Here is a 21,871-nt window from a genome sequence, read left to right as displayed (position 1 = left end):
GTTGAAGTCCGTTGTGTAGGTGTACATCCCGTTTTCTGGATGTAGAACGGCGGGTACAGAGAGGGGTTCGGGTGTCCGACGCTGAACTGGTGCTGCGCTCGACGCGCGTCGTCACCCCGGAGGGGACACGGGCCGCCACGGTCACCGTGTCCGCCGGGACGATCACGGCCGTCCTGCCGTACGACACCGCGGTCCCGGCCACGGCCCGGCTGGAGGACCTGGGCGACCACGTCCTGCTGCCCGGACTGGTCGACACCCACGTGCACGTCAACGACCCGGGCCGCACCGAGTGGGAGGGCTTCTGGACGGCCACCCGCGCGGCGGCGGCCGGCGGCATCACCACCCTGATCGACATGCCGCTCAACTCGCTGCCCCCCACCACCACCGTCGACCACCTGCGCGTCAAGCAGGCCGTGGCCCGGGACAAGGCCCACATCGACGTCGGCTTCTGGGGCGGCGCCCTGCCCGGCAACGTCAAGGACCTGCGCCCGCTGCACGACGCCGGCGTCTTCGGCTTCAAGGCGTTCCTGTCCCCGTCCGGCGTTGAGGAGTTCCCCCACCTCGACCAGGACCAGCTCGCCCGGTCCCTGGCGGAGATCGCCGGCTTCGACGGGCTGCTGATCGTGCACGCCGAGGACCCGCACCACCTGGCCGCCGCCCCGCAGCACGGCGGTCCCCGCTACGCCGACTTCCTCGCCTCCCGCCCGCGCGACGCCGAGGACACGGCCATCGCCGCCCTGATAGGCCAGGCCCGGCGGCTCGACGCGCGTGTGCACGTCCTGCACCTGTCCTCCGGTGACGCGCTGCCGCTGATCCGCGCCGCCCGGGCCGAGGGCGTCCGCGTCACCGTGGAGACCTGCCCGCACTACCTCACCCTGACCGCCGAGGAAGTCCCCGACGGCGCCAGCGAGTTCAAGTGCTGCCCGCCCATCCGCGAGGCCGCCAACCAGGACCTGCTGTGGGCGGCGCTCGCCGACGGCACCATCGACTGCGTGGTCACCGACCACTCGCCGTCCACCGCCGACCTGAAGACCGCCGATTTCGCCACCGCCTGGGGCGGCATATCCGGCCTCCAGCTCAGTCTCTCCGCCGTGTGGACGGAGGCCCGCGGGCGCGGCCACACCCTGGAGGACGTCGTCCGCTGGATGTCCACCCGGACCGCCGCCCTGGCCGGTCTGGACGCGCGCAAGGGTGCCATCGCACCCGGCCGTGACGCCGACTTCGCCGTCCTCGCCCCCGACGAGACCTTCACCGTCGATCCGGCCGGCCTCCAGCACCGCAACCGTGTCACCGCCTACGCCGGCAGGACCCTGTACGGCGTCGTCAAGTCCACCTGGCTGCGCGGCGAGCGCATCGTCGCCGACGGCGCGTTCACCGAGCCGAAGGGCACGCTGCTCGCCCGCCCCCAGTGAGCCACCCCCGCTCCCGCACCTCGCCCACCCCCGAAAGGAACCCCTGATCACCGTGACGGCGCTGCACCACTCTTCCCCGGCCCGCTTCACCGGCGACGCGAACCCCTACGGAGGCGGCGACCCGTACGTGGACTACCGCACCGCCGACTTCCCCTTCACCCACCACGCCGACCTCGCGGACCGCCGGCTCGGCGCCGGTGTCATCGCCGCCAACGACGAGTTCTTCGCCGAGCGGGAGAACCTGCTGGTGCCCGAGCGCGCCGAGTTCGACCCCGAGCACTTCGGCCACAAGGGCAAGATCATGGACGGCTGGGAGACCCGCCGCCGGCGCGGTGCCTCCGCCGGGCACCCCTGGCCGGCCGCCGAGGACCACGACTGGGCGCTGGTCCGCCTCGGCGCGCCCGGGGTGATCCGCGGGATCGTCGTCGACACCGCCCACTTCCGCGGCAACTACCCGCAGGCCGTCTCCGTCGAGGGAACCTCCGTACCGGGCTCGCCGGCGCCGGAGGAGCTGCTGGGCGACGACGTGAAGTGGACGACCCTCGTCCCGCGCACCCCGGTCGGCGGCCACGCGGCGAACGGCTTCGAGGTCACCGCCGAGCAGCGCTTCACGCACCTGCGGATCAACCAGCACCCCGACGGCGGCATCGCCCGCCTGCGCGTCCACGGCGAGGTCGTCCCGGACCCGGAGTGGCTGGCGGCCCTCGGCACCTTCGACGTGGTCGCCCTGGAGAACGGCGGCCGGGTCGAGGACGCCTCCGACCGCTTCTACTCCCCGGCCACCAACACCATCCAGCCGGGCCGCTCCCGCAAGATGGACGACGGCTGGGAGACCCGCCGCCGCCGTGACCAGGGCAACGACTGGATCAGCTACCGGCTCGTCGCCCAGTCCCTGATCCGGGCGGTCGAGATCGACACCGCCTGTCTGAAGGGCAACAGCGCCGGCTGGGCGTCGGTGTCCGTGCGGGACGGCGAGGACGGCGACTGGACGGAGATCCTTCCGCGCACCCGCCTCCAGCCCGACACCAACCACCGCTTCGTCCTGCCCGGACCGGTGGCCGGCACGCACGCGCGGGTCGACATCTTCCCCGACGGCGGCATCTCCCGGCTGCGCCTGTTCGGCTCCCTCACCGAGCAGGGTGCGAGCGGCCTCGCCGCCCGCCACCAGGAGCTGGGCGGCTGACCGCCCCCGCGCGGGGCGCCCGGCCGGACAGCACCGGGGCGCCCCGCGCGCATGCGGCCCGCTCCCGCCGGAACTCTTCCGTCCCCCTCCCGCGTTCTGTCCGTGTGACCCTTCAGCAAGAGATCGTCGGCAACGCCATGCAGATGGCGGTCGTCAACCTGCACCCCGGCCAGACCGTGTACTGCGAGGCCGGGAAGTTCCTGTTCAAGACGACGAACGTGACCATGGAGACGCGGCTGTCCGGACCCTCCGGCGGCAACGGACAACAACAGAGCGGCCCGGGCGCCGGCATGGGCGGCATGCTGCGCCAGGCCATGGGCACCGCCATGCAGGTGGGCCAGCGCATGATGGCGGGCGAGTCGCTCGCGTTCCAGTACTTCACCGCCCAGGGCGGCGAGGGCACGGTCGGCTTCGCGGGCGTGCTCCCGGGCGAGATGCGCGCCCTGGAGCTGAACGGCACGCGCGCGTGGTTCGCCGAGAAGGACGCCTTCGTGGCCGCCGAGTCCACCGTCGAGTTCGGCATCGCCTTCGCCGGCGGGCGGACCGGCAGGAGCGGCGGCGAGGGCTTCGTCCTGGAGAAGTTCACCGGGCACGGCACGGTGATCATCGCCGGCGCGGGCAACTTCATCGATCTCGATCCGGCCGACTTCGGCGGCCGTATCGAGGTCGACACCGGCTGTGTGGTGGCCTTCGAGGAGGGCATCGAGTACGGCGTCCAGCGCGTCGGCGGCCTGAACCGGCAGGGCATCATGAACGCCGTGTTCGGCGGCGAGGGCCTGTCCCTGGCCACGCTGGAGGGCAGCGGCCGGGTGATCCTCCAGTCGCTCACCATCGAGAGCCTCGCCAACGCCCTGAAGAAGGCCCAGGGCGGCGACAAGCAGGGGCCGGCCGGCGGAATGTTCTCGACGCACACCGGCTGAGCCGCGGGCGGGGTCCGAGGGAACGGCGGACCCCGCACCCGCCGTGCGGGCGTACGGACTTACCGGAGCACCCCGGCCGGGTTAACTTCCCGGGAACGCGGGTGACGCCATGGGAAAATCTTCAACTTTGACGTTGACATGCCAATCTCTACGCGCGTCATCATGAGGCCATGAACTTCCCCCCACGCGCGACCCGCATCGGCGCCGCAGCCGCCCTCCTGTCCGCCCTCCTCGTGGGCGGCACCGTCACCGCCGGCACGGCGGACGCGGCGGCGGCGTCCGTCGGCAGCGTCTGCTACGGCGCCCTGCCGTCGCAGGCCCACACCACCCTGCACCTGATCGACCAGGGCGGCCCCTTCCCGTACGCGCAGGACGGGACCGTCTTCCAGAACCGGGAGGGCGTCCTGCCCCGGCAGACGAGCGGCTACTACCACGAGTACACGGTGCAGACTCCCGGCTCCTCCACCCGCGGTGCCCGGCGCGTCATCACCGGCAACGCCTACGAAGAGGACTACTACACCGCCGACCACTACGCCACGTTCGACCTGATCGACTACGGCTGCTGAGGCCGTCCGGCCGGCCGCGCGGTGCGGCCGGCCCGCGCTCAGCCGGAATCCCGGCTCTCCGCGACGGCGAACAGGGCGAACGCCAGCACCAGGAGCGCGGCGCTCGCCCAGACCCCGTAGCCGTCGAGGAAGCCGAGCCGTTGCACGAGACCCACGTCCCAGTCGGTGAACTCGTGCACCAGGCCCAACGCCCCCTGCACCAGGGCGACGAATCCGAGAACTTCCAGCAGAGCTTTCACGGCACGAGTCTCGCCCCGCGGCCTTCCCCGTACATCGGCCGCGGGGCGGATTCCGTCCCGCCGCACGGCTGAACCCCGGCCGCCGCCCGCCGACCGAAGTCCACGGCGCCGCGACTTCGGTCGGTGATCCTGGCACGGAGCGGCGGCGGCGCCCGGTCCGTGCGTAGATTGGCCGACCGTGAGCACTGACGAACCGGCGCGGACGGCGCGGGAGTTCGCCGGCCGCCGGTGGCTGTTCCCCTCCGCCCTGATCCACGAACTGGACCCGGAAGGCGAGGCGTCCGCCCGGCGGCCCCGGCGCACGGCGCGGGACTGGGTCGTCGACCTCTCCTGCTTCCTGCTGGCCGTCGGCATCGGCCTGGCGGCCGCCCGGTCCCTGGCCGACGAGCCGGGCCTGCCGCACTCCCTCGCCGTCCTCGACCAGGTCCTGGGCGCTCTCGCCTGCGCCGGCCTCTGGCTGCGCCGCCGCCTGCCGGTCGGGCTCGCCGTCGCGATGATCCCGGTCGGCCTGCTGTCCAACACCTCGGGCGGCGCGGCGACGGTCGCCCTGTTCACCCTCGCCGTGCACCGGCCCTTCCGGTACGTCGCCTGGATCGGCGGTGCCGGGCTCGCACTGGTCCCGCTCTTCTTCTGGCTGCGGCCCGATCCCGACCTGCCCTACGCCGGCATCGTCACGTTCACCTCCCTGCTCACCGTGTCCGTCACCGGCTGGGGGATGTTCGTCCGCTCCAAGCGGATGCTGATGCTGAGCCTGCGGGACCGGGCCCGGCGGGCGGAGACCGAGGCCCGGCTGCGCGCCGAACAGGCCCAGCGGCTGGCCCGGGAGGCCATCGCCCGGGAGATGCACGACGTCCTGGCCCACCGGCTCACCCTGCTCAGCGTCCACGCGGGCGCGCTGGAGTTCCGGCCGGACGCGTCCCGTGAGGAGATCGCGCGCGCCGCCGGCGTGATCCGGGAGAGCGCCCACGAGGCCCTCCAGGACCTGCGGGAGATCATCGGTGTGCTGCGCACCGGCGATGCCGAGGAGTCGTCCGGCGGGCGGCCCCAGCCGACGCCGGCCGCGCTGGACGCCCTCGTCGCCGAGTGCCGCGAGGCCGGCATGAAGGTCACCCTCGACCGCGGTGTCGCCGACCCGGCCGCCGTCCCCGCCGCCGTCGGCCGCACCGCCTACCGCATCGCCCAGGAGGCCCTCACCAACGCCCGCAAGCACGCGCCCGGCACCGAGGTCACGGTCCGCCTCACCGGCGCCCCCGGCGACGGCCTGACCGTCACCGTCACCAACGCCGCCCCGCCCGCCCGGGTCCCGCCCGTCCCCGGCTCCGGACAGGGCCTGATCGGTCTCAGGGAACGCGCCACGCTGGCGGGAGGACACCTGGACCACGGCCCGCGGCCCGACGGCGGGTTCGAGGTGCGGGGGTGGCTGCCGTGGGCCCGGGCATGACGGGCGAGGGCCGCACGCGCGCGCGTGCCCCCAGGTTCCGGTCCGCCCCCTCCGTTCCCGCCCCCGGCCGTGGTTACGTGACCCCATGACCGCGACCCCGATCAGGCTCCTCCTCGTGGACGACGACCCCCTCGTACGGGCCGGGCTGGCCCTGATGCTCGGCGGGGCCGAGGACATCGACATCGTCGGGGAGGCCGCCGACGGCGCGGAGGCCGAGGAACTCGCGCGCCGCACCGCGCCGGACGTCGTCCTCATGGACCTCCGTATGCCGTCGGTGGACGGGCTCACCGCCACCCGACGGTTATGCGCCCGGCCCGACCCGCCGCGGGTCGTGGTGCTCACCACCTTCCACGCCGACGAACAGGTGCTGCACGCCCTGCGCGCCGGCGCCGCCGGCTTCGTACTGAAGGACACCCCGCCCGCCGAGATCGTCGACGCCGTGCGCCGGGTCGCGGCCGGCGACCCCGTCCTGTCGCCCGCCGTCACCCGGCAGCTGATGCGGCACGCGGCCGGCAGCGCCGCCGACGTGCGGCGCGCACGCGCGCGGGAACGGCTCGCGGTCCTCAACGACCGTGAACGCGAGGTGGCCGTCGCCGTCGGCCGCGGACTCGCCAACGCCCGGATCGCCACCGAGCTGTTCATGAGCGTGGCCACCGTCAAGACCCACGTCTCCCGCATCCTCGCCCGGCTCGGCCTCGACAACCGGGTGCAGGTCGCCCTGCTGGTCCACGACGCGGGATGGCTGGAGAACGACGACGGGGACCAGGCACAGGTCAGGGGTTCCGGAAGGCGTCCGTGACCGCGCGTTCGAAGCGCCGCGCGGCCAGGTCCCCGCGCGGGATCCCCCCTCGGGAGCGACGCCGGCACGGGTGCGTTTCCCGGAGCGGGGATGCGCGGGAAGCGGTCCGATTCTCCGGCTCGCCGAGGAGTTCGGCGGACGGGGACGGGCCGGGCGTGGGCCGATCCGGCGGTCCGCTCCTGTTCCCGGCCGGCACCCCGCCCCCTGTGCACCCGTTCGTCGCCTCCCTCGACCTCGCGGCAGAGGCCGCCCGGACGCTCGTGTCCGGCGGCCCCTCCCGCGAGTGCGGCGCGCGCCGGTCAGCCGTAGGGAGTGGACGCCCGGTCCGGGACCTCCGTCAGGGGCACCGGCCGCCGCTCCCGGCGGGAGATCTCGCAGGCCTCCGCGATCCGCAGCGCCTGCAACGCCTCCCGGCCGTCGCAGGGGTTGGGCCGCTCGCCCCGCACGACCTCCACGAAGGCGTCGAGTTCGGCCTCGTAAGCGGGCCCGAACCGGTCCACGAACCCGGACCACGGCTTGTCGGCGGGCGGCGGGCCGGTCGGCTCGGTGGACGCGAGGGGCGTGCGGTCGTCCAGGCCCACCACCACCGTGTCCCGCTCCCCGGCCAGTTCCATCCGCACGTCGTACCCGGCGCCGTTCAGCCGCGCCGCCGTCGCCGTGGCCAGGGTGCCGTCGTCCAGGGTGAGCAGCGCCGCCCCGGTGCCGACGTCACCGGCGTCGCGGAACATCCCGGGACCGCCGTCGTACCCGGTGGCGTAGACGTCGAGCACCTCGCGGCCCGTGACCCAGCGCAGTACGTCGAAGTCGTGGATCAGCGTGTCGCGGAACAGCCCGCCGGACACGGGCAGCCAGTCGGCCGGCGGAGGGGACTGGTCGCAGGTCATGGCCCGCACGGTGTGCAGCCGGCCGAGCCGGCCCACGCGCACGGCCTCCCGGGCACCGGCGTAGCCCGCGTCGAAGCGCCGCTGGAAGCCCATGTGCAGCACCGTCCCGGCCGCCTCCACCTCGGCGAGGGCGGCCAGCGTGCCCGGCAGGTCCAGGGCGATCGGCTTCTCGCAGAAGACGGGCAGCCCGGAGCGGGCGGCCCGGCCGATCAGCTCGGCGTGGGCCGGTGTCGCCGTGGTGATCACCACCGCGTCCACGCCCCACCTGAAGATCTCGTCCACACCAGGCGCCGCCGTCTCGCCCAGCCGGTGGGCCAGTTCCTGGGCGCGCACCGGGTCCGCGTCCGTCAGGATCAGCGAGCCGACCTCGCGGTGACGGCTGAGCGTCCTCGCGTGAAGGGTGCCGATGCGGCCCGTACCGATGACCCCGATGCGCATGGAAACAAAGTGAACGGCGACCCCGCACCCTGTCAATGCGTATGTCCTGACAATCGGACTACACGACTTCCCGTCAACCAGGCGCCGGACTACGCTCGGGCCCGTGCCGAAACCAGATGTGGACCCGACCGTGCCGCTCGACCTCCGCGTGGACCGTAGCTCCCCGGTACCGCTGTACTTCCAGCTCGCCCAGCAGCTGGAGGCCGCCATCGAGCAGGGCCGACTCACCCCGGGCAGCCTGCTGGGCAACGAGATCGAGCTCGCCGCGCGGCTCGGCCTGTCCCGGCCGACCGTCCGCCAGGCCATCCAGTCCCTGGTCGACAAGGGTCTCCTCGTCCGGCGCCGGGGTGTGGGCACACAGGTCGTGCACAGTCAGGTCAAGCGCCCGCTGGAACTGAGCAGCCTCTACGACGACCTGGCGGCGGCCGGTCAGCGGCCCGCGACCACGGTGCTGGTCAACACGGTCGTCCCGGCCTCCGCCGCGGTCGCCGCCGCGCTCGGCGTCGCCGAGGGCGGCGACATCCACCGCGTCGAGCGGCTCCGGCTCGCGCACGGCGAGCCGATGGCGTACCTGATCAACCATCTGCCGCCCGGCCTGCTCGACCTGGACACCGGACGGCTGGAGGCCACCGGGCTGTACCGGCTGATGCGCTCCGCCGGGATCACCCTGCACAGCGCCCGCCAGTCCATCGGCGCCCGCGGAGCCACCGCCGCCGAGGCCGAGCGCCTCACCGAGAGCGAGGGCGCCCCCCTGCTCACCATGCAGCGCACCACCTTCGACGACACCGGCCGCGCGGTGGAGTTCGGCGATCACATCTACCGCCCGACCCGCTACTCCTTCGAGTTCCAGCTGCTCGTACGGTCCTGACCGGCCCCGTCCGGTACGCGCCCGGCGTCCCCATGTCCGGACAAGGCGGCCGACGGACGCTCCCCGCCCGTGCCACCGCTGGTGCCCGTGTTCGATACTGAAGTGTTTGGGGCTGGTGAGGTCACCGCCGGGACATGCCGACGGCAGAGGTCGCCCGCCCCTCACGCACGTCGGAGCAGAGCAAGAGCACAGCAAGAAGGGCACGGCCTCGTGGCACGGTTTCGGACCTGGGTAGGCATAGCGCTGGCGGGGGCACTCTCCGTGTCGCTCGCCGCGTGCAGCAGCACCGGAGGCAAGCGGGCGGAGGACGCCCGCAAGGCCGCCGCCGCCCAGGGCAGGGCGGCGGTGAACACCCCGCGCTGGACCTTCGCGATGATCACCCACTCGGGGGACGGCGACACCTTCTGGGACATCGTGCAGAGCGGCGCCCGACAGGCCGCCGTCAAGGACAACATCAAGTTCCTGTACTCGCACGACGACGAGGCCCAGCAGCAGGCACAGCTGGTGGACGCGGCCGTCGACAAGAAGGTCGACGGCATCATCGTCACCCTCGCCAAGCCGGACGCCATGAAGGCCGCCGTGGCCCGCGCCGAGAAGGCGGGCATCCCGGTGATCACGGTGAACTCCGGCTCCGAGGAGTCCAAGGCCTTCGGCGCCCTCACCCACATCGGCCAGGACGAGACGATCGCCGGCGAGGCCGTCGGCGACGAGCTGAACCGGCGCGGGAAGAAGAAGGCCCTGTGCGTGCTGCACGAGCAGGGCAACGTCGGCCACGAGCAGCGGTGCGACGGTGTCGCCGAGACCTTCCGCGGCAAGCTCCAGAAGCTCTACGTCAACGGCACCAACATGCCCGACGTCCAGTCCGCGATCGAGGCCAAGCTCCAGGCCGACAAGTCCGTCGACTCCGTCGTCACCCTCGGCGCGCCCTACGCCGACACCGCCGTCAAGGCCCGGTCGGACGCGGGCAGCAAGGCCGAGGTCGACACCTTCGACCTCAACGCCACGGTCGCGGCCTCGCTGAAGAACGGCACCCTCGGTTTCGCCGTGGACCAGCAGCCGTACCTCCAGGGCTACCAGGCCGTCGACCTGCTGTGGCTGTACAAGTACAACGGCGACGTCCTCGGCGGCGGCAAGCCGGTCCTGACCGGCCCGCAGATCATCACCAAGGACCAGGCGTCCGCGCTGGCGGGGTACACCGAGCGGGGCACGCGATGAGCGCGACCACGGAACCGGCCGCCGACGAGCGGATTCTCCCGGCCTCGTCGCTGCGGCGACTGCTCTCCCGCCCGGAACTGGGCTCGGTCGTCGGCGCCCTCGCCGTCCTCGTCTTCTTCGCCTGCGCCGCCGACGGTTTCCTGCGCGCCTCCAGCCTCAGCACGGTCCTCTACGCCTCCTCGACCATCGGCATCATGGCCGTACCCGTGGCCCTGCTGATGATCGGCGGCGAGTTCGACCTGTCGGCGGGCGTCCTGGTGACGTCCTCGGCGCTGGTCTCCTCGATGTTCAGCTACCAGACGACGGCGAACGCCTGGGTCGGCGTCGGCGTGTCCCTGCTGGTCACCCTGGCCGTCGGCGCCTTCAACGGCTTCCTGCTCACCCGCACGAAGCTGCCCAGCTTCATCGTCACCCTGGGCACGTTCCTCATGCTGACCGGCATGAACCTCGGCTTCACCAAGCTGATCGACGGCACCGTCTCCACCAAGACCATCGGTGACATGGAGGGCTTCCCGAGCGCCCATGCCGTCTTCGCCTCGACGCTCACCGTCGGCGGCGTCGGCGTCAAGGTCACCATCCTGTGGTGGCTCGGCCTGGTGGCCGTCGCCTCCTGGATCCTGCTGCGCACCCGCACCGGCAACTGGATCTTCGCCGTCGGCGGCAACGAGGACGCGGCCCGCGCGGTCGGTGTCCCGGTCGCCAGGACCAAGATCGGCCTCTACATGGGCGTCGCCCTCGGCGCCTGGATCTCCGGCCAGCACCTGCTCTTCTCCTTCGACGCCGTCCAGTCCGGCGAGGGCGTCGGCAACGAGCTGATCTACATCATCGCGGCCGTCATCGGCGGCTGCCTGATCACCGGCGGCCACGGGAGCGCGGTCGGCTCCGCCGTGGGCGCCCTCCTGTTCGGCATGACCAGCAAGGGCATCGTCTTCGCCGAGTGGAACCCCGACTGGTTCAAGTTCTTCCTCGGAGCGATGCTGCTCCTCGCGACCCTGCTCAACGCCTGGGTCCGCAAGCGCGCGGAGGCCTCCAAGTGACACTCGTCGAGCTGACCGGCGTCAGCAAGCGCTACGGCACCGTCCGCGCCCTCGAAGGGGTCTCCCTGGAGGTCCGCGCGGGCGAGATCACCTGCGTCCTCGGTGACAACGGCGCGGGCAAGTCGACGCTGATCAAGGTGATCGCGGGTCTCCACCGGCACGACACCGGCACCCTGCGCATCGAGGGCGAGGAGACCACCCTCTCCTCACCCCGGGACGCCCTGGACCGCGGCATCGCCACCGTCTACCAGGACCTCGCCGTCGTCCCCCTCATGCCGGTCTGGCGCAACTTCTTCCTCGGCTCCGAGCCCCGCACGGGCGCGGGCCCCTTCAAGCGCCTGGACACCGGCCTCATGCGCCGCACCACCCGCGAGGCCCTGCTCCGCATGGGCATCGACCTCCGCGACGTCGACCAGCCCATCGGCACCCTCTCCGGCGGCGAACGCCAGTGCGTGGCGATCGCCCGCGCCATCCACTTCGGCGCGAAGGTCCTGGTCCTGGACGAGCCGACGGCGGCCCTGGGCGTGAAGCAGTCCGGTGTGGTGCTGAAATATGTGGCTGCCGCACGTGACGAGGGCCTGGGCGTTGTCTTGATCACCCACAACCCGCATCACGCGTATCTGGTGGGGGACAGGTTCGTGCTGCTCCGGCGCGGCACCATGGTGGGCAACCACACACGGGACGAGATCACCCTGGACGAGCTGACGCGCCAGATGGCGGGCGGATCCGACCTGGAGACCCTGCGCCACGAACTGCGGCGCAGCTGAGCGGCGCGGCGCCCGGTCCGGCGCGCGGCTCCGCGCGGGGCCGCGGCCGGCGGGGACGCGGTCGCGCCCGGCACCGGACGGGCACTGCCTCGTCCCGCCCCGCGCAGCACTCAGCGTGAGCGTGCGGCAGAATCGACAAGCGATGAGCACCTACCGCGACCTCACCGCCCCCATCGGCTCCCGCCGGGCCCCCGTGCTCCGTACGGTCGGCACCCGGGAACGCCGGTCCCACCTGACCGCACCCCGGGTGCCGACGGTGGGCATCGACATCGGCGGTACCAAGGTCATGGCGGGCGTCGTGGACGCCGACGGCAACATCCTGGAGAAGCTCCGCACGGAGACCCCGGACAAGTCCAAGAGCCCCAAGGTCGTCGAGGACACCATCGCCGAACTCGTCCTGGACCTCTCCGACCGGCACGACGTGCACGCGGTCGGCATCGGCGCCGCCGGCTGGGTCGACGCCGACCGCAACCGCGTGCTGTTCGCGCCCCACCTCTCCTGGCGCAACGAGCCCCTCCGCGACCGCCTCGCCAGCCGGCTCTCCGTGCCCGTCCTCGTCGACAACGACGCCAACACCGCCGCCTGGGCGGAGTGGCGCTTCGGCGCCGGCCGCGGCGAGGACCACCTCGTCATGATCACCCTCGGCACCGGCATCGGCGGCGCCATCCTGGAGGACGGCCAGGTCAAGCGCGGCAAGTTCGGCGTCGCCGGCGAGTTCGGCCACATGCAGGTCGTCCCCCAGGGACACCGCTGCCCGTGCGGCAACCGCGGCTGCTGGGAGCAGTACAGCTCCGGCAACGCGCTCGTCCGCGAGGCCAGGGAGCTGGCCGCCGCCGACTCCCCGGTGGCCTACGGGATCATCGAGCACGTCAACGGCAACATCGGCGACATCACCGGCCCCCTGATCACCGAGCTGGCCCGCGAGGGCGACGCGATGTGCGTGGAGCTGCTCCAGGACATCGGGCAGTGGCTCGGCGTCGGCATCGCCAACCTCGCCGCCGCTCTCGACCCCTCCTGCTTCGTCATCGGCGGCGGTGTCTCGGCCGCCGACGACCTGCTCATCGGCCCCGCCCGGGAAGCCTTCAAACGCCACCTCACCGGCCGCGGCTACCGGCCCGAGGCCCGCATCACCCGCGCCCAGCTCGGCCCCGAGGCCGGCATGGTGGGCGCCGCCGACCTGGCCCGGCTGGTCGCCCGCCGGTTCCGCCGCGCCAAACGCCGCCGCGTGGAACGCCACGAGCGCTACGAGCGCTACACCCAGTCCCGCCGAGACGCGGACACGGCATGACCGCGGCGCTGCCCCGCCAGGCCCCCCCGCCGGACGAGCCCCGCCGGCCGGCCGAGGACCCGCGGCACAAGGCCAGACGCCGGGCGCTCACCCTGCTGATCATCGTCCTGCTCATCGGCGTACCGGCCGGCTACCTGGTGATCTCCGCCAACCAGAGCCGCAACAGCGGCAAGGACAAGGAGGAGAAGTACTCGGCGACCGGCCTCACCCCGGGCTGGCCGTCGAAGGTGCAGCGCCGCCTCTACCAGGTGACCGTCCCCCACCCCGCCGACGACATCGCCTACTACGAGACCAACAACTGGAAGACCAGCCGCCTCTACGTGCAGTTCCGCACCAACCCCGCCGGCCTGGACAGCTTCCTCCAGACCATGGGCGCGCGCCGCGACCAGCTGAGGAAGAACGAGATCGCCGTCGGCGAACGCGACCGGAAGGTCAGCGGCTGGACCTTCACCGGCCCCGGCCCCTGGCGGGGCCTGACCCACGCGCAGAAGAACCCGGCGCCCACCCAGGACGTGGTCGTCAACCTGTCCGACCCGGAACACCCGATGGTGTTCGTCGTCTCCCGCACGGTTCCCTGACCACCGGCCCCGCCCCGCCCCCGGAGCCGACTGTCAGACCCCGCCCGTAGAGTCGAAGACATCGCCGGCAGGCACACGGACGGGAGGCGGCAGGACGTATGAACGGCACGACGGCGCTCGCCGAGCGCGCGGGAGGCGGCCCGGAGACGGACACCGGGCACCCGGTCCCGGCGCGCCTCGCGTCCGTCTACCTGCCCGCGCCCCTGCCGCGCGAGGGCCGCCTCGCCTTCTGGGACCCCGACGGCGACCCCCTGCCCGCCACGGCCGGGACCGACGCCCAGGAACTGACGGTCGTACGACGCCACGGTGCCGGCGTGCGCCGCCGGCAGGTGCCCGCGCTGACCCTGCCGCTCGCCGAGGCCCTGCCGCTGCTCGTCCGCGCCCGCCGCGACCCGGCCGCCCACCCGGCCACCGCCTGCTGGGGCGCCGCCGCCCTGCACGCCCTGCGGCTCGTCGCCCGCGGCCGGCTGCTCCCCGGCCTGACCCCCGCCGGCCACGACGCCTGGCGGGCCGGCCCGCTGGAACCCGACGACATCGCCCACCTGCGCGCGATCGCCGCCGCCCTGCCCCCCGAGGGCCACGCCGTGCCCCTCCCGGGCCCGGGCGCGCTCCGGCTGCCCGAACCCGAGGCCCTGGTCCGCGCCTTCCTGGACGCCGTCGCCGACACCCTGCCCCGCACCCCCGCGGCCTTCGCCGCCGCCGGCCGCCCGTTCGCCGCCCGCGAGCCGCAGGCCCTGCCCGGAGCCCACGCCTGGGCCGCCGAGGTCGCCGCCGGCATGGACGCCGGCGTCCGGATCTCCCTCCGCCTGGACCTGTCCGCGTACGACGTGTTCGACGCCGGCGCGCACGAGGACACGCGCGCCGCGGGAGCCGCCATCGTGCAGGTCCACAGCCTCGCCGACCCCACCCTGGTGGCCGACGCGGCGGCCCTGTGGGCCGGAGAGGCCGACACGGCGTTCGGCCCCCGCGCACGCGTCGACGCCGCCCTGGCCGTACGGCGCGCCGCCCGCGTGTGGCCGCCCTTGGACCGCCTCGCCCAGCAGGACGTACCCGACGTCCTCGCCCTGTCCGAGGAAGAGCTGGGCGACCTGCTCGGCGTCGCCGCGAGCCGGCTGGCCGCCGCCGGAGTCGCCGTCCACTGGCCCCGCGATCTCGCCCACGACCTGACCGCCGCCGCGGTGGTCAGGCCGGCGCCCGGCTCGGCGACCGACGGCACCGGCTTCTTCGAGGCCGAGGACCTGCTCCGGTTCCGCTGGCAGCTGGCACTCGGCGGCGACCCGCTCAGCGAGGCCGAGATGGACACCCTCGCCGAGGCCCACCGCCCCGTCGTACGGCTCCGGGACCGCTGGGTGCTCGTCGACCCCGCCCTCGTCCGCAAGGCCCGCAAACGCGAACTGGGCCTGCTCGATCCCGTCGACGCGCTGTCCGTCGCCCTCACCGGCACCGCCGAGGTCGACGGCGAGACCGTCGAGGCCGTACCCGCCGGCGCGCTCGCCGCCCTCCGCGACCGCCTCACCGCGGGCCCGCACCCCGCCGACCCGCCCCCCGGCCTGCACGCCACCCTCCGCGACTACCAGCTGCGCGGGCTCGCCTGGCTCGACCTGATGACCTCCCTCGGCCTCGGCGGCTGCCTCGCCGACGACATGGGCCTCGGTAAGACCGTCACCCTCATCGCCCTGCACCTCAAGCGGGCCCGCACCGAACCGACCCTCGTCGTCTGCCCGGCCTCCCTCCTCGGCAACTGGCAGCGCGAGATCACCCGGTTCGCGCCCGGCGTCCCCGTCCGCCGCTTCCACGGCCCCGACCGCACTCTGGACGACCTCGCCGGCGGCTTCCTCCTCACCACGTACGGCACGATGCGCTCCACCGCCGCACGACTCGCCGAACAGTCCTGGGGCATGGTCGTCGCCGACGAGGCCCAGCACGTGAAAAACCCCTACTCGGCCACCGCGAAGGCACTGCGCACCATCCCCGCCCCCGCGCGCGTGGCACTCACCGGCACCCCCGTCGAGAACAACCTCTCCGAACTGTGGGCCCTGCTCGACTGGACCACCCCCGGCCTCCTCGGCCCGCTGAAGTCCTTCCGCGCCCGGCACGCCCGCGCGGTGGAGAACGGCGAGGACACCGAAGCCGTCGAGCGCCTCTCCCGCCTGGTCCGCCCCTTCCTGCTGCGCCGCAAGAAGTCCGACCCCGGCATCGTCCCCGAACTGCCGCCCAAGACCGAGACCGACCACCCGGTGCCGCTCACCCGGGAACAGGCCGCGCTGTACGAGGCGGTGGTGCGCGAGTCGATGCTGGCCATCGAGACCGCCGAGGGCATGCCCCGCCGAGGCCTGGTGCTGAAGCTGCTCGGCGCCCTCAAGCAGATCTGCGACCACCCGGCGCTGTACCTGAAGGAGCAGCCGCGCCCCGACGGCCTGGCCGCCCGCTCGGGCAAACTCGCCCTCCTGGACGAACTGCTGGATACCCTGCTCGCCGAGGACGGCTCCGCGCTCGTCTTCACCCAGTACGTCGGCATGGCCCGCCTCCTCACCGCCCACCTGTCCGCCCGCGCCATCCCCATGGACCTCCTGCACGGCGGCACCCCGGTGCCCGAGCGCGAGCGCATGGTCGACCGCTTCCAGAGCGGCGAGACCCCGGTCCTCGTCCTCTCCCTCAAGGCCGCCGGCACCGGCCTGAACCTCACCCGCGCGGGCCATGTCGTCCACTTCGACCGCTGGTGGAACCCGGCCGTCGAGGAACAGGCCACCGACCGCGCCTACCGCATCGGACAGACCCAGCCCGTCCAGGTGCACCGCCTGGTCACCGAGGGCACCGTCGAGGACCGCATCGCCGAGATGCTCGCCGCGAAGCGCGCCCTCGCGGACGCCGTCCTCGGCTCCGGCGAGGCCGCGCTCACCGAACTGACCGACCGCGAACTGTCCGACCTCGTCTCCCTGCGGAGGACCCGGTGACGGCCGCCGACCGCCCCGGCGACGCCGCCCGCCGGGCCCTGCGGGCGGCCAGGAACCGCCCCGAGGCCGACACCCGGCCCGCGACCCCTCAGGCCCGGCACCCGGCCACCGACCCGACGTACACCCCCGACCCCGTCGAGCCGGACCCGGACGAGGAGGCGCGTGCGCGGACTCCGGGCGGCGGTGAGCCGGAGACCGGTGGGGGAGAGCGGGCGGTGCTGCCGGGCGGTGGGAACCCCGGGGCGGGAGACGGGGCGCGTGCTGTGGCTCCGGGCGGTGGCGAGCCGGGGGCGAGCGAAGAGGACCGGGCGGTGCTGCCGGGCGGTGGCGAGCCGGAAGCGGCCGAGGTGGCGCGCGCCGCGCTCAGGGCTGCCGTTGCCACGCGCCGGGACAACGGCGTGACACCGTCGGCCGCCGGTTCGGCACCGGCGACCGTCTCCCGTGCCGACGCCACGGCACCGGAGGCGGGGTCGGCCGGTGCCGCGGGCAGGCGTCCCGGTGACGTCGCCCGCGAGGCGCTGCGCGCGGCCCGGCGGGAAGCCCTGAGCGCGCAGGCGGAGGAGCGCCGGCGTGGGCGCCGCGTCCCGCCGCGCCCCGGTCCCTCCGGCCAGGCTTCCGCGCCCGCACCGGAGGAGGGCGGCGGGGGCGCCAGGACCAGGGCCGTACAGGACATGCGGCACTACTTGACGAACGCCTTCCGGATGCCCACGTGGGCGGAAACAGCGGATGAGGGGGCTGAGCCGGAGGGGTCTGTGGAGCCCGGGGGGCCGGTGCGGACCGGTGGGTCCGTAGAGCCCGAGGGGTCCGAAGAGCCCCAGGGGTCCGTGGGGCCTGAGGCGTTCGTGGAGCCTGAGGGGTCTGTGGAGCCCTGGGGGTCGGTGCGGACCGGTGGGTCCGAAGAGCCCCAGGGGTCCGTGGGGCCTGAGGCGTTCGTGGAGCCTGAGGGGTTCGTGGAGCCACAGGAGTCCGTGGAGCCGCATGGGTCCCTGGAGTCCGCAAGGTCCGTGGAGTCTGAGAGGGCGGTGGAGTCCAAGGGGCTGGAGTCCGGGGGGCCGGTGGCGCCCCAGGAGTCCCCCCGGGGCACGACCACACCCACCGAGCCGCCCTCTTCGGCGTCTCCGGTCACACAGCCGCCCACCCCTCCGGCCTCCACGCCCCCGGCGCCCGCCTCCCCGACCGCGCCGTCGACGCCCACTTCCCGGCCCCCCATGCCGTCGGCGTCCCCGCCCGCGCCCTCGACCGCATCACCCGCGCCCTCGGCACCCCCTGCCACCTCCTCGGCCCCGGTCTCCCCGGCCCCCGCGCCTTCCTCGCCGGCCCCCGCCCTCTGGCCCGCTGGGCCCGTGTCCGCCGGGCCCGCGCCCGCTGGCTCGGTGTCCGCGTCGGTGACTCGCGGGTCGGCGGCCGCGCAGGTGCCCGCCAGCATGGCCACCCCGCACCGGGACACCGAACTGCGGCGTACGTTCGCGGCGTTCGGGCCGCGGGAGGGCGACGGGCGCGGTGAGCCGTTCGCGGGGACCTGGTGGGGGAACGCCTGGGTGGAGGCGCTGGAACAGGGGGCGCTGGATCCCGGACGGCTGGCGCGTGGCCGTGGTTACGCGGACCAGGGGCATGTGGACGCGATCACCGTCACCCCGGGTCTGGTGCTGGCGTACGTGCGCGGCAGCCGGCCCCGGCCCTACCGCGTACAGGTACGGCTACGGACGCTGGAGGACGAGGACTGGGAGCGTTTCCTGGACGCGGCGGCCGACCGGCCGGGACACATCGCGGCGCTGCTCGACAAGGAGCTGCCCCACTCCCTCGCCGACTGCGGCGTCGGCCTGCTGCCCGGCCCCGGTGACCTCGGCCCCCGGTGCAGCTGCCCCGACTCGGGCCACCCCTGCAAGCACGCCGCCGCCCTCTGCTACCAGACGGCCCGCCTCCTCGACGCCGACCCGTTCGTGCTGCTCCTGCTCCGCGGCCGGGGCGAGAAGGAGCTGCTCGACGCGCTGTCCCGGCGCAGTGCCGCCCGCGCGGCCCGCGCCGACCGGGACCGGCAGCCGGAGTCCCTGCCCGGCGTCCGGGCCGCGGACGCTCTCATCCCGCGCCGACTTCCGCCGCTGCCCCCGCCGTTGCCGGTGCCGCAGCATCCCGAGCAGCCTCCGGTGTATCCGTCGGCGCCCGGCGGCCCGGATCCCTTCGCGCTGGACCAGCTGGCGACCGACGCCGCCGCCCGCGCCCACGCGCTGCTCGGTACGGGACGCGATCCGGTCGGCGGGCTGACCCTGTGGCAGGACGCGGTGCGGCTCGCCGCGGCCCGCCCCGGTTCCGGGCTGACCGCCGGCACCCGCACGCTGTACGCCACGCTGGCCGGTGCGGCCGGCCGCACCCCGGCCGACCTGGCGCGGGCCGTCGCGGCCTGGCGGCAGGGCGGTGCGGAGGGGCTGGCCGTCCTGGAGGAGTCCTGGGATCCGCCGGCCGGCCGCTTCGACCGGGCCCGTCCGCTGCTGCTCGCCGCCGACCTCCCGGCGTTCCGCCCCTGGCGCAACCGCCTCACCCACCCGCGCGGCCACGTCCAGCTCCGCCTGGGCCGCGACGGCCTGTGGTACGCCTACGAGTCGGAGCCCGGCCAGGACGACTGGTGGCCCCGTGGCACCCCCGACCTGGACCCGGTGGGCGCCCTCACCGGACTGGGCGCACCGGACGGCCTGTGACCGACACCGGCACCGGAGCGGCCCGGCCGGGCGCCGCCGCTGATCCAGGACGGGTCAATGTCCCTGGGCCCGACCGCACCGGGTGCCGCGTCCGCGGCTCGCTCACCGAACTCGGCGGCGGGGCAGAGGTCTTGACAGTTGTCTCTCAGCGCAGGACCGACCGTACGGCGTCAGGTGAGCGGCCTACGACCGCTGTGCCGTCGTCCGCCGTGATGATCGGGCGCTGGATGAGGATCGGCCGGGTGGCCAGGGCCTTGATCCAGCGGTCGCGGTGTGCGGTGTCCCGTTCCCACGTCTCCATGCCCAGCTCGGCCGCGGCCGGTTCCGAGAGCCGGGTGATGTCCCAGGGCTCCAGTTGCAGCCGGTCCAGCACCCGCTCGAGCTCGTCCGCGGTGGGTGGCTCCTCCAGGTAACGGCGCACGGTGTACCGGGCGCCCTCCGCGTCCAGCAGGGTCAGGGCGGAGCTGCACTTGGAGCAGGCAGGGTTGATCCAGATTTCCATGTGTCGTGATGTTCCGATGTTCGGGCCGGACCACGGCGGTGCCGGTGGTCAGGAGGTGGTCGCGCCGGTCAGGGCGAGGAACTCGTTGCGGGAGCGGGCGTCGGAGCGCAGCAGGCCGAGCAGGGTGGAGGTCATGGTGCTCGATCCGGTGGCCTGGACACCGCGCAGGGTCATGCAGGAATGTTCGGCCTCGATGACCACGCCGACGCCCTTGGGCTCCAGGTGGGTCTGTAGCCAGTCGGCGACCTGCTTCGTCAGCCGTTCCTGGACCTGCGGCCGGCAGGCGAAGTGTTCGACGACGCGCGCCAGTTTGGACAGGCCGAGGATGCGGGTGCCGGGCAGGTAGCCGACGTGCGCGGTGCCGACGAACGGCAGCAGATGGTGTTCGCACACCGAGCGTACGGGGATGCGGCGGGCCAGGACGAGCTCGTCGTAACCCTCGTCGTTGGGGAAGGTGGTCAGGTCGAAGGGGCGCGGGCTGAACAGTTCGGCGTACGCGCGGGCCATGCGGCCCGGGGTGCCGCGCAGGCTGTCCGAGGCGGTGGAGATGCCGAGGGCGGCGAGGAACTGGCCGGCGGCGGCTTCCGCCGCGGCCAGGTCGACGGCGCCGGGCTCGTGCACGACCCGGAGGTGGGACCGCGCGGCTACGGTTCCTTCCTGGTCACGCAGGTCTTCGTGCGGGCTTATTCGGGCGGTGGCGGTGTGTGGGCGCTCGGTCATCTCAGCTGCCCCCGATGCCCAGGGCGGTGAGCAGGACCAGGACGAGGGTGACCACGGCGAACAGACCGTGTGCGAGGACGACCGGCAGCGGGAAGTGACGTTCGGCGGGTACGGACCCGTCGGCTCCCTGGGCCGTTGCGGCGGCCGGGGTCGCTGCCACCGCGGCCCGGTCGCGGTAGACGGGTATCCAGCGGGCCAGCATCACGAATCCCAGCAGGGCGACCGGCAGGAGCAGGCCGAAGGCGGTCCAGGCCAGGGCGCTCTTGTCGGCCACGACATAGATGATCCACACCACGAGCCCGATCGCGGCCAGGGCGAAGTGCGCGAAGACGACGGGCGCGGGCAGGCGGCTGGTGCCGGACTGCTGCTGCCGGATGCCGCCGCGTCGGATCCAGGTGCCGAGCATGTAGAAGCCGCCGAGGGCGGTGACCACCCAGGTGATCAGTGCGGCGATGTCCATGGGGAACTCCCGAGTGAGTGTCGATGTCGATAGCTCGACAGCGGTGTCGATGTCGATGTCGACGGCGGTGTCTGTGTCGGTGTCGGTGCCGAGAAGAGCCGGCCTGCCCCAGCCGTCCGGGCGGGGCCGCGCTGTGGCGGTCGCGGGCCGGGTCACACAGCTGAGCGGGGGTCTCCTGTGCCGTGCTGGGGCGTGTATCCCTCGGCCTGAGTGCTCTCGTCGGCGACCCGTACGCCGTAGCGGTAGGCGAGCTTGCCGCCCAGGAAACCCGAGACCCCCAGGGCGGCCAGGCTGATCGCGGACAGGGTGAGCTTGCCGGGGCCGACACTCCCGCCGTCGGCGTAGGTGCTGTGGCGCCACAGGAAGTTGACGGCGTAGGCGGCGGTGACCAGCAGGTTCAACGTCATGTGGACCAAGGCCGTGCGAAAGGCCGGGGTGCCGGCCGGGATCGCGAACAGGTCCAGGAATCCCACGGTGGCCGCCAGCAGGGCGCCGATCACGCCGACCGCGATCAGCCACTCCGAGCCCTGGGTCAGGAAACCCGGGCGGTTGACGACGTGGGAAGCGATGTCGAACACCAGGCTGGTCACCCAGGCGCCGATCGGCACGGTGACCAGAATCGGGTGGAAAGGGTGGCCGTACGGGCCGGCGAGCGACGCGCTGACCGGACGTTTCGCCTGGAGCTGTGACTCATGAGCCATGGCGACCTCCTCTGGTTTCACCAACAAATCTTGGTGTTATTACGAGAGGTCGTCAAGATGTGCAGCCCAGAGGGCTGGAAGAACCCTTGTGCCTACGCGTACGGGGGTTAGCGTGGTGTTGTGGCTTCCGAACCGACAGCAGCGGCCGATGCGGCCCCCAGCGCGATCGACTCCGTGAGTGTCCTGAGCGAGGGCTCGCGGCGGCG

General features: G+C 73.6%; 20 protein-coding genes. 14 read left to right on the top strand and 6 right to left on the bottom strand.

Translation table 11 applies throughout. The features are described 5' to 3' along the window. Nucleotides 1–71: 71 nt before the first annotated feature. The 4 genes from allB to AB0F03_RS31180 all read left to right on the top strand — a co-directional run bounded on the left by allB (nt 72) and on the right by AB0F03_RS31180 (nt 4,081). Nucleotides 72–1,412, top strand: coding sequence for an allantoinase AllB (allB, locus tag AB0F03_RS31195; protein ID WP_361997970.1), 1,341 nt, complete (start codon nt 72–74; stop codon nt 1,410–1,412). Between the two features lie 52 nt (nt 1,413–1,464). After that, nucleotides 1,465–2,595, top strand: a complete 1,131-nt coding sequence (alc, locus tag AB0F03_RS31190; protein ID WP_361997967.1) for an allantoicase — start codon at nt 1,465–1,467, stop codon at nt 2,593–2,595. A 104-nt stretch (nt 2,596–2,699) separates the two neighbouring features. After that, nucleotides 2,700–3,515 carry an AIM24 family protein gene (locus tag AB0F03_RS31185; RefSeq protein WP_361997964.1) on the top strand — a complete coding sequence of 272 codons (816 nt, stop codon included), beginning with the start codon at nt 2,700–2,702 and terminating at the stop codon, nt 3,513–3,515. 170 nt (nt 3,516–3,685) lie between these two features. After that, nucleotides 3,686–4,081: a ribonuclease domain-containing protein gene (locus AB0F03_RS31180; RefSeq protein WP_361997962.1), complete on the top strand. Its 396-nt coding sequence runs from the start codon at nt 3,686–3,688 to the stop codon at nt 4,079–4,081. Nucleotides 4,082–4,119: 38 nt separating this feature from the next. On the opposite strand, the gene AB0F03_RS31175 is transcribed toward AB0F03_RS31180, so the two are convergent. Next, the gene (locus AB0F03_RS31175) at nt 4,120–4,320 is read right to left on the bottom strand and encodes a hypothetical protein (RefSeq protein ID WP_361997959.1); all 201 of its coding nucleotides are present in this window, start codon (nt 4,318–4,320) and stop codon (nt 4,120–4,122) included. Nucleotides 4,321–4,498: 178 nt separating this feature from the next. Here AB0F03_RS31175 and AB0F03_RS31170 point away from each other — a divergent pair, with 178 nt between their 5' ends. Both AB0F03_RS31170 and AB0F03_RS31165 read left to right on the top strand, forming a co-directional pair. Then, a complete protein-coding gene (locus AB0F03_RS31170) occupies nt 4,499–5,761 on the top strand; it encodes a histidine kinase (protein WP_361997957.1) in 1,263 nt (420 codons plus the stop codon). An 85-nt stretch (nt 5,762–5,846) separates the two neighbouring features. After that, entirely contained in the window at nt 5,847–6,560 is a 714-nt protein-coding gene (locus tag AB0F03_RS31165) for a response regulator transcription factor (protein WP_361997954.1), read from the top strand. 299 nt (nt 6,561–6,859) lie between these two features. On the opposite strand, the gene AB0F03_RS31160 is transcribed toward AB0F03_RS31165, so the two are convergent. Next, entirely contained in the window at nt 6,860–7,882 is a 1,023-nt protein-coding gene (locus tag AB0F03_RS31160) for a Gfo/Idh/MocA family oxidoreductase (RefSeq protein WP_361997952.1), read from the bottom strand. Nucleotides 7,883–8,012: 130 nt separating this feature from the next. On the opposite strand from AB0F03_RS31160, the gene AB0F03_RS31155 reads away from it, so the two are divergent. The 8 genes from AB0F03_RS31155 to AB0F03_RS31120 all read left to right on the top strand — a co-directional run bounded on the left by AB0F03_RS31155 (nt 8,013) and on the right by AB0F03_RS31120 (nt 19,282). Then, nucleotides 8,013–8,750 carry a GntR family transcriptional regulator gene (locus AB0F03_RS31155; protein ID WP_361998139.1) on the top strand — a complete coding sequence of 246 codons (738 nt, stop codon included), beginning with the start codon at nt 8,013–8,015 and terminating at the stop codon, nt 8,748–8,750. 210 nt (nt 8,751–8,960) lie between these two features. After that, nucleotides 8,961–9,965, top strand: coding sequence for a sugar ABC transporter substrate-binding protein (locus tag AB0F03_RS31150; RefSeq protein ID WP_361997951.1), 1,005 nt, complete (start codon nt 8,961–8,963; stop codon nt 9,963–9,965). Next, a complete protein-coding gene (locus tag AB0F03_RS31145) occupies nt 9,962–11,002 on the top strand; it encodes an ABC transporter permease (RefSeq protein WP_361997948.1) in 1,041 nt (346 codons plus the stop codon). Before AB0F03_RS31150 ends, AB0F03_RS31145 begins: the two co-directional genes overlap by 4 nt. Then, complete coding sequence (locus tag AB0F03_RS31140; protein WP_361997945.1) at nt 10,999–11,769, top strand: ATP-binding cassette domain-containing protein; 771 nt, start codon at nt 10,999–11,001, stop codon at nt 11,767–11,769. Before AB0F03_RS31145 ends, AB0F03_RS31140 begins: the two co-directional genes overlap by 4 nt. 142 nt (nt 11,770–11,911) lie before the next feature. Continuing rightward, nucleotides 11,912–13,057, top strand: coding sequence for an ROK family glucokinase (locus AB0F03_RS31135; protein WP_361997942.1), 1,146 nt, complete (start codon nt 11,912–11,914; stop codon nt 13,055–13,057). Then, nucleotides 13,054–13,635, top strand: a complete 582-nt coding sequence (locus tag AB0F03_RS31130) for a sugar kinase (RefSeq protein WP_361997939.1) — start codon at nt 13,054–13,056, stop codon at nt 13,633–13,635. The genes AB0F03_RS31135 and AB0F03_RS31130 overlap by 4 nt, the downstream gene beginning before the upstream one ends. 98 nt (nt 13,636–13,733) lie before the next feature. Further along, nucleotides 13,734–16,589, top strand: a complete 2,856-nt coding sequence (locus AB0F03_RS31125; protein ID WP_361997936.1) for an SNF2-related protein — start codon at nt 13,734–13,736, stop codon at nt 16,587–16,589. 671 nt (nt 16,590–17,260) lie between these two features. Next, nucleotides 17,261–19,282 carry an SWIM zinc finger family protein gene (locus AB0F03_RS31120; protein ID WP_361998136.1) on the top strand — a complete coding sequence of 674 codons (2,022 nt, stop codon included), beginning with the start codon at nt 17,261–17,263 and terminating at the stop codon, nt 19,280–19,282. 145 nt (nt 19,283–19,427) lie between these two features. Here AB0F03_RS31120 and AB0F03_RS31115 read toward each other — a convergent pair whose 3' ends face one another. The 4 genes from AB0F03_RS31115 to AB0F03_RS31100 are packed head-to-tail and all read right to left on the bottom strand — an operon-like array spanning nt 19,428 to nt 21,665. Then, nucleotides 19,428–19,784: an ArsC/Spx/MgsR family protein gene (locus AB0F03_RS31115; protein WP_361997933.1), complete on the bottom strand. Its 357-nt coding sequence runs from the start codon at nt 19,782–19,784 to the stop codon at nt 19,428–19,430. Between the two features lie 48 nt (nt 19,785–19,832). Beyond that, nucleotides 19,833–20,504, bottom strand: a complete 672-nt coding sequence (gene folE, locus AB0F03_RS31110) for a GTP cyclohydrolase I FolE (RefSeq protein ID WP_361997930.1) — start codon at nt 20,502–20,504, stop codon at nt 19,833–19,835. A gap of 1 nt (nt 20,505) precedes the next feature. Next, complete coding sequence (locus tag AB0F03_RS31105; protein WP_361997927.1) at nt 20,506–21,120, bottom strand: hypothetical protein; 615 nt, start codon at nt 21,118–21,120, stop codon at nt 20,506–20,508. Next, a complete protein-coding gene (locus AB0F03_RS31100; RefSeq protein WP_361997925.1) occupies nt 21,117–21,665 on the bottom strand; it encodes a DUF2231 domain-containing protein in 549 nt (182 codons plus the stop codon). The genes AB0F03_RS31105 and AB0F03_RS31100 overlap by 4 nt, the downstream gene beginning before the upstream one ends. Nucleotides 21,666–21,871 lie beyond the last annotated feature (206 nt).

It is taken from the genome of Streptomyces sp. NPDC028722 (genome assembly GCF_040637655.1).
Classification (GTDB): domain Bacteria; phylum Actinomycetota; class Actinomycetes; order Streptomycetales; family Streptomycetaceae; genus Streptomyces.
Note: the sequence above shows the minus strand (reverse complement) of the source record. Positions and strands in the feature narration are given on the sequence as shown.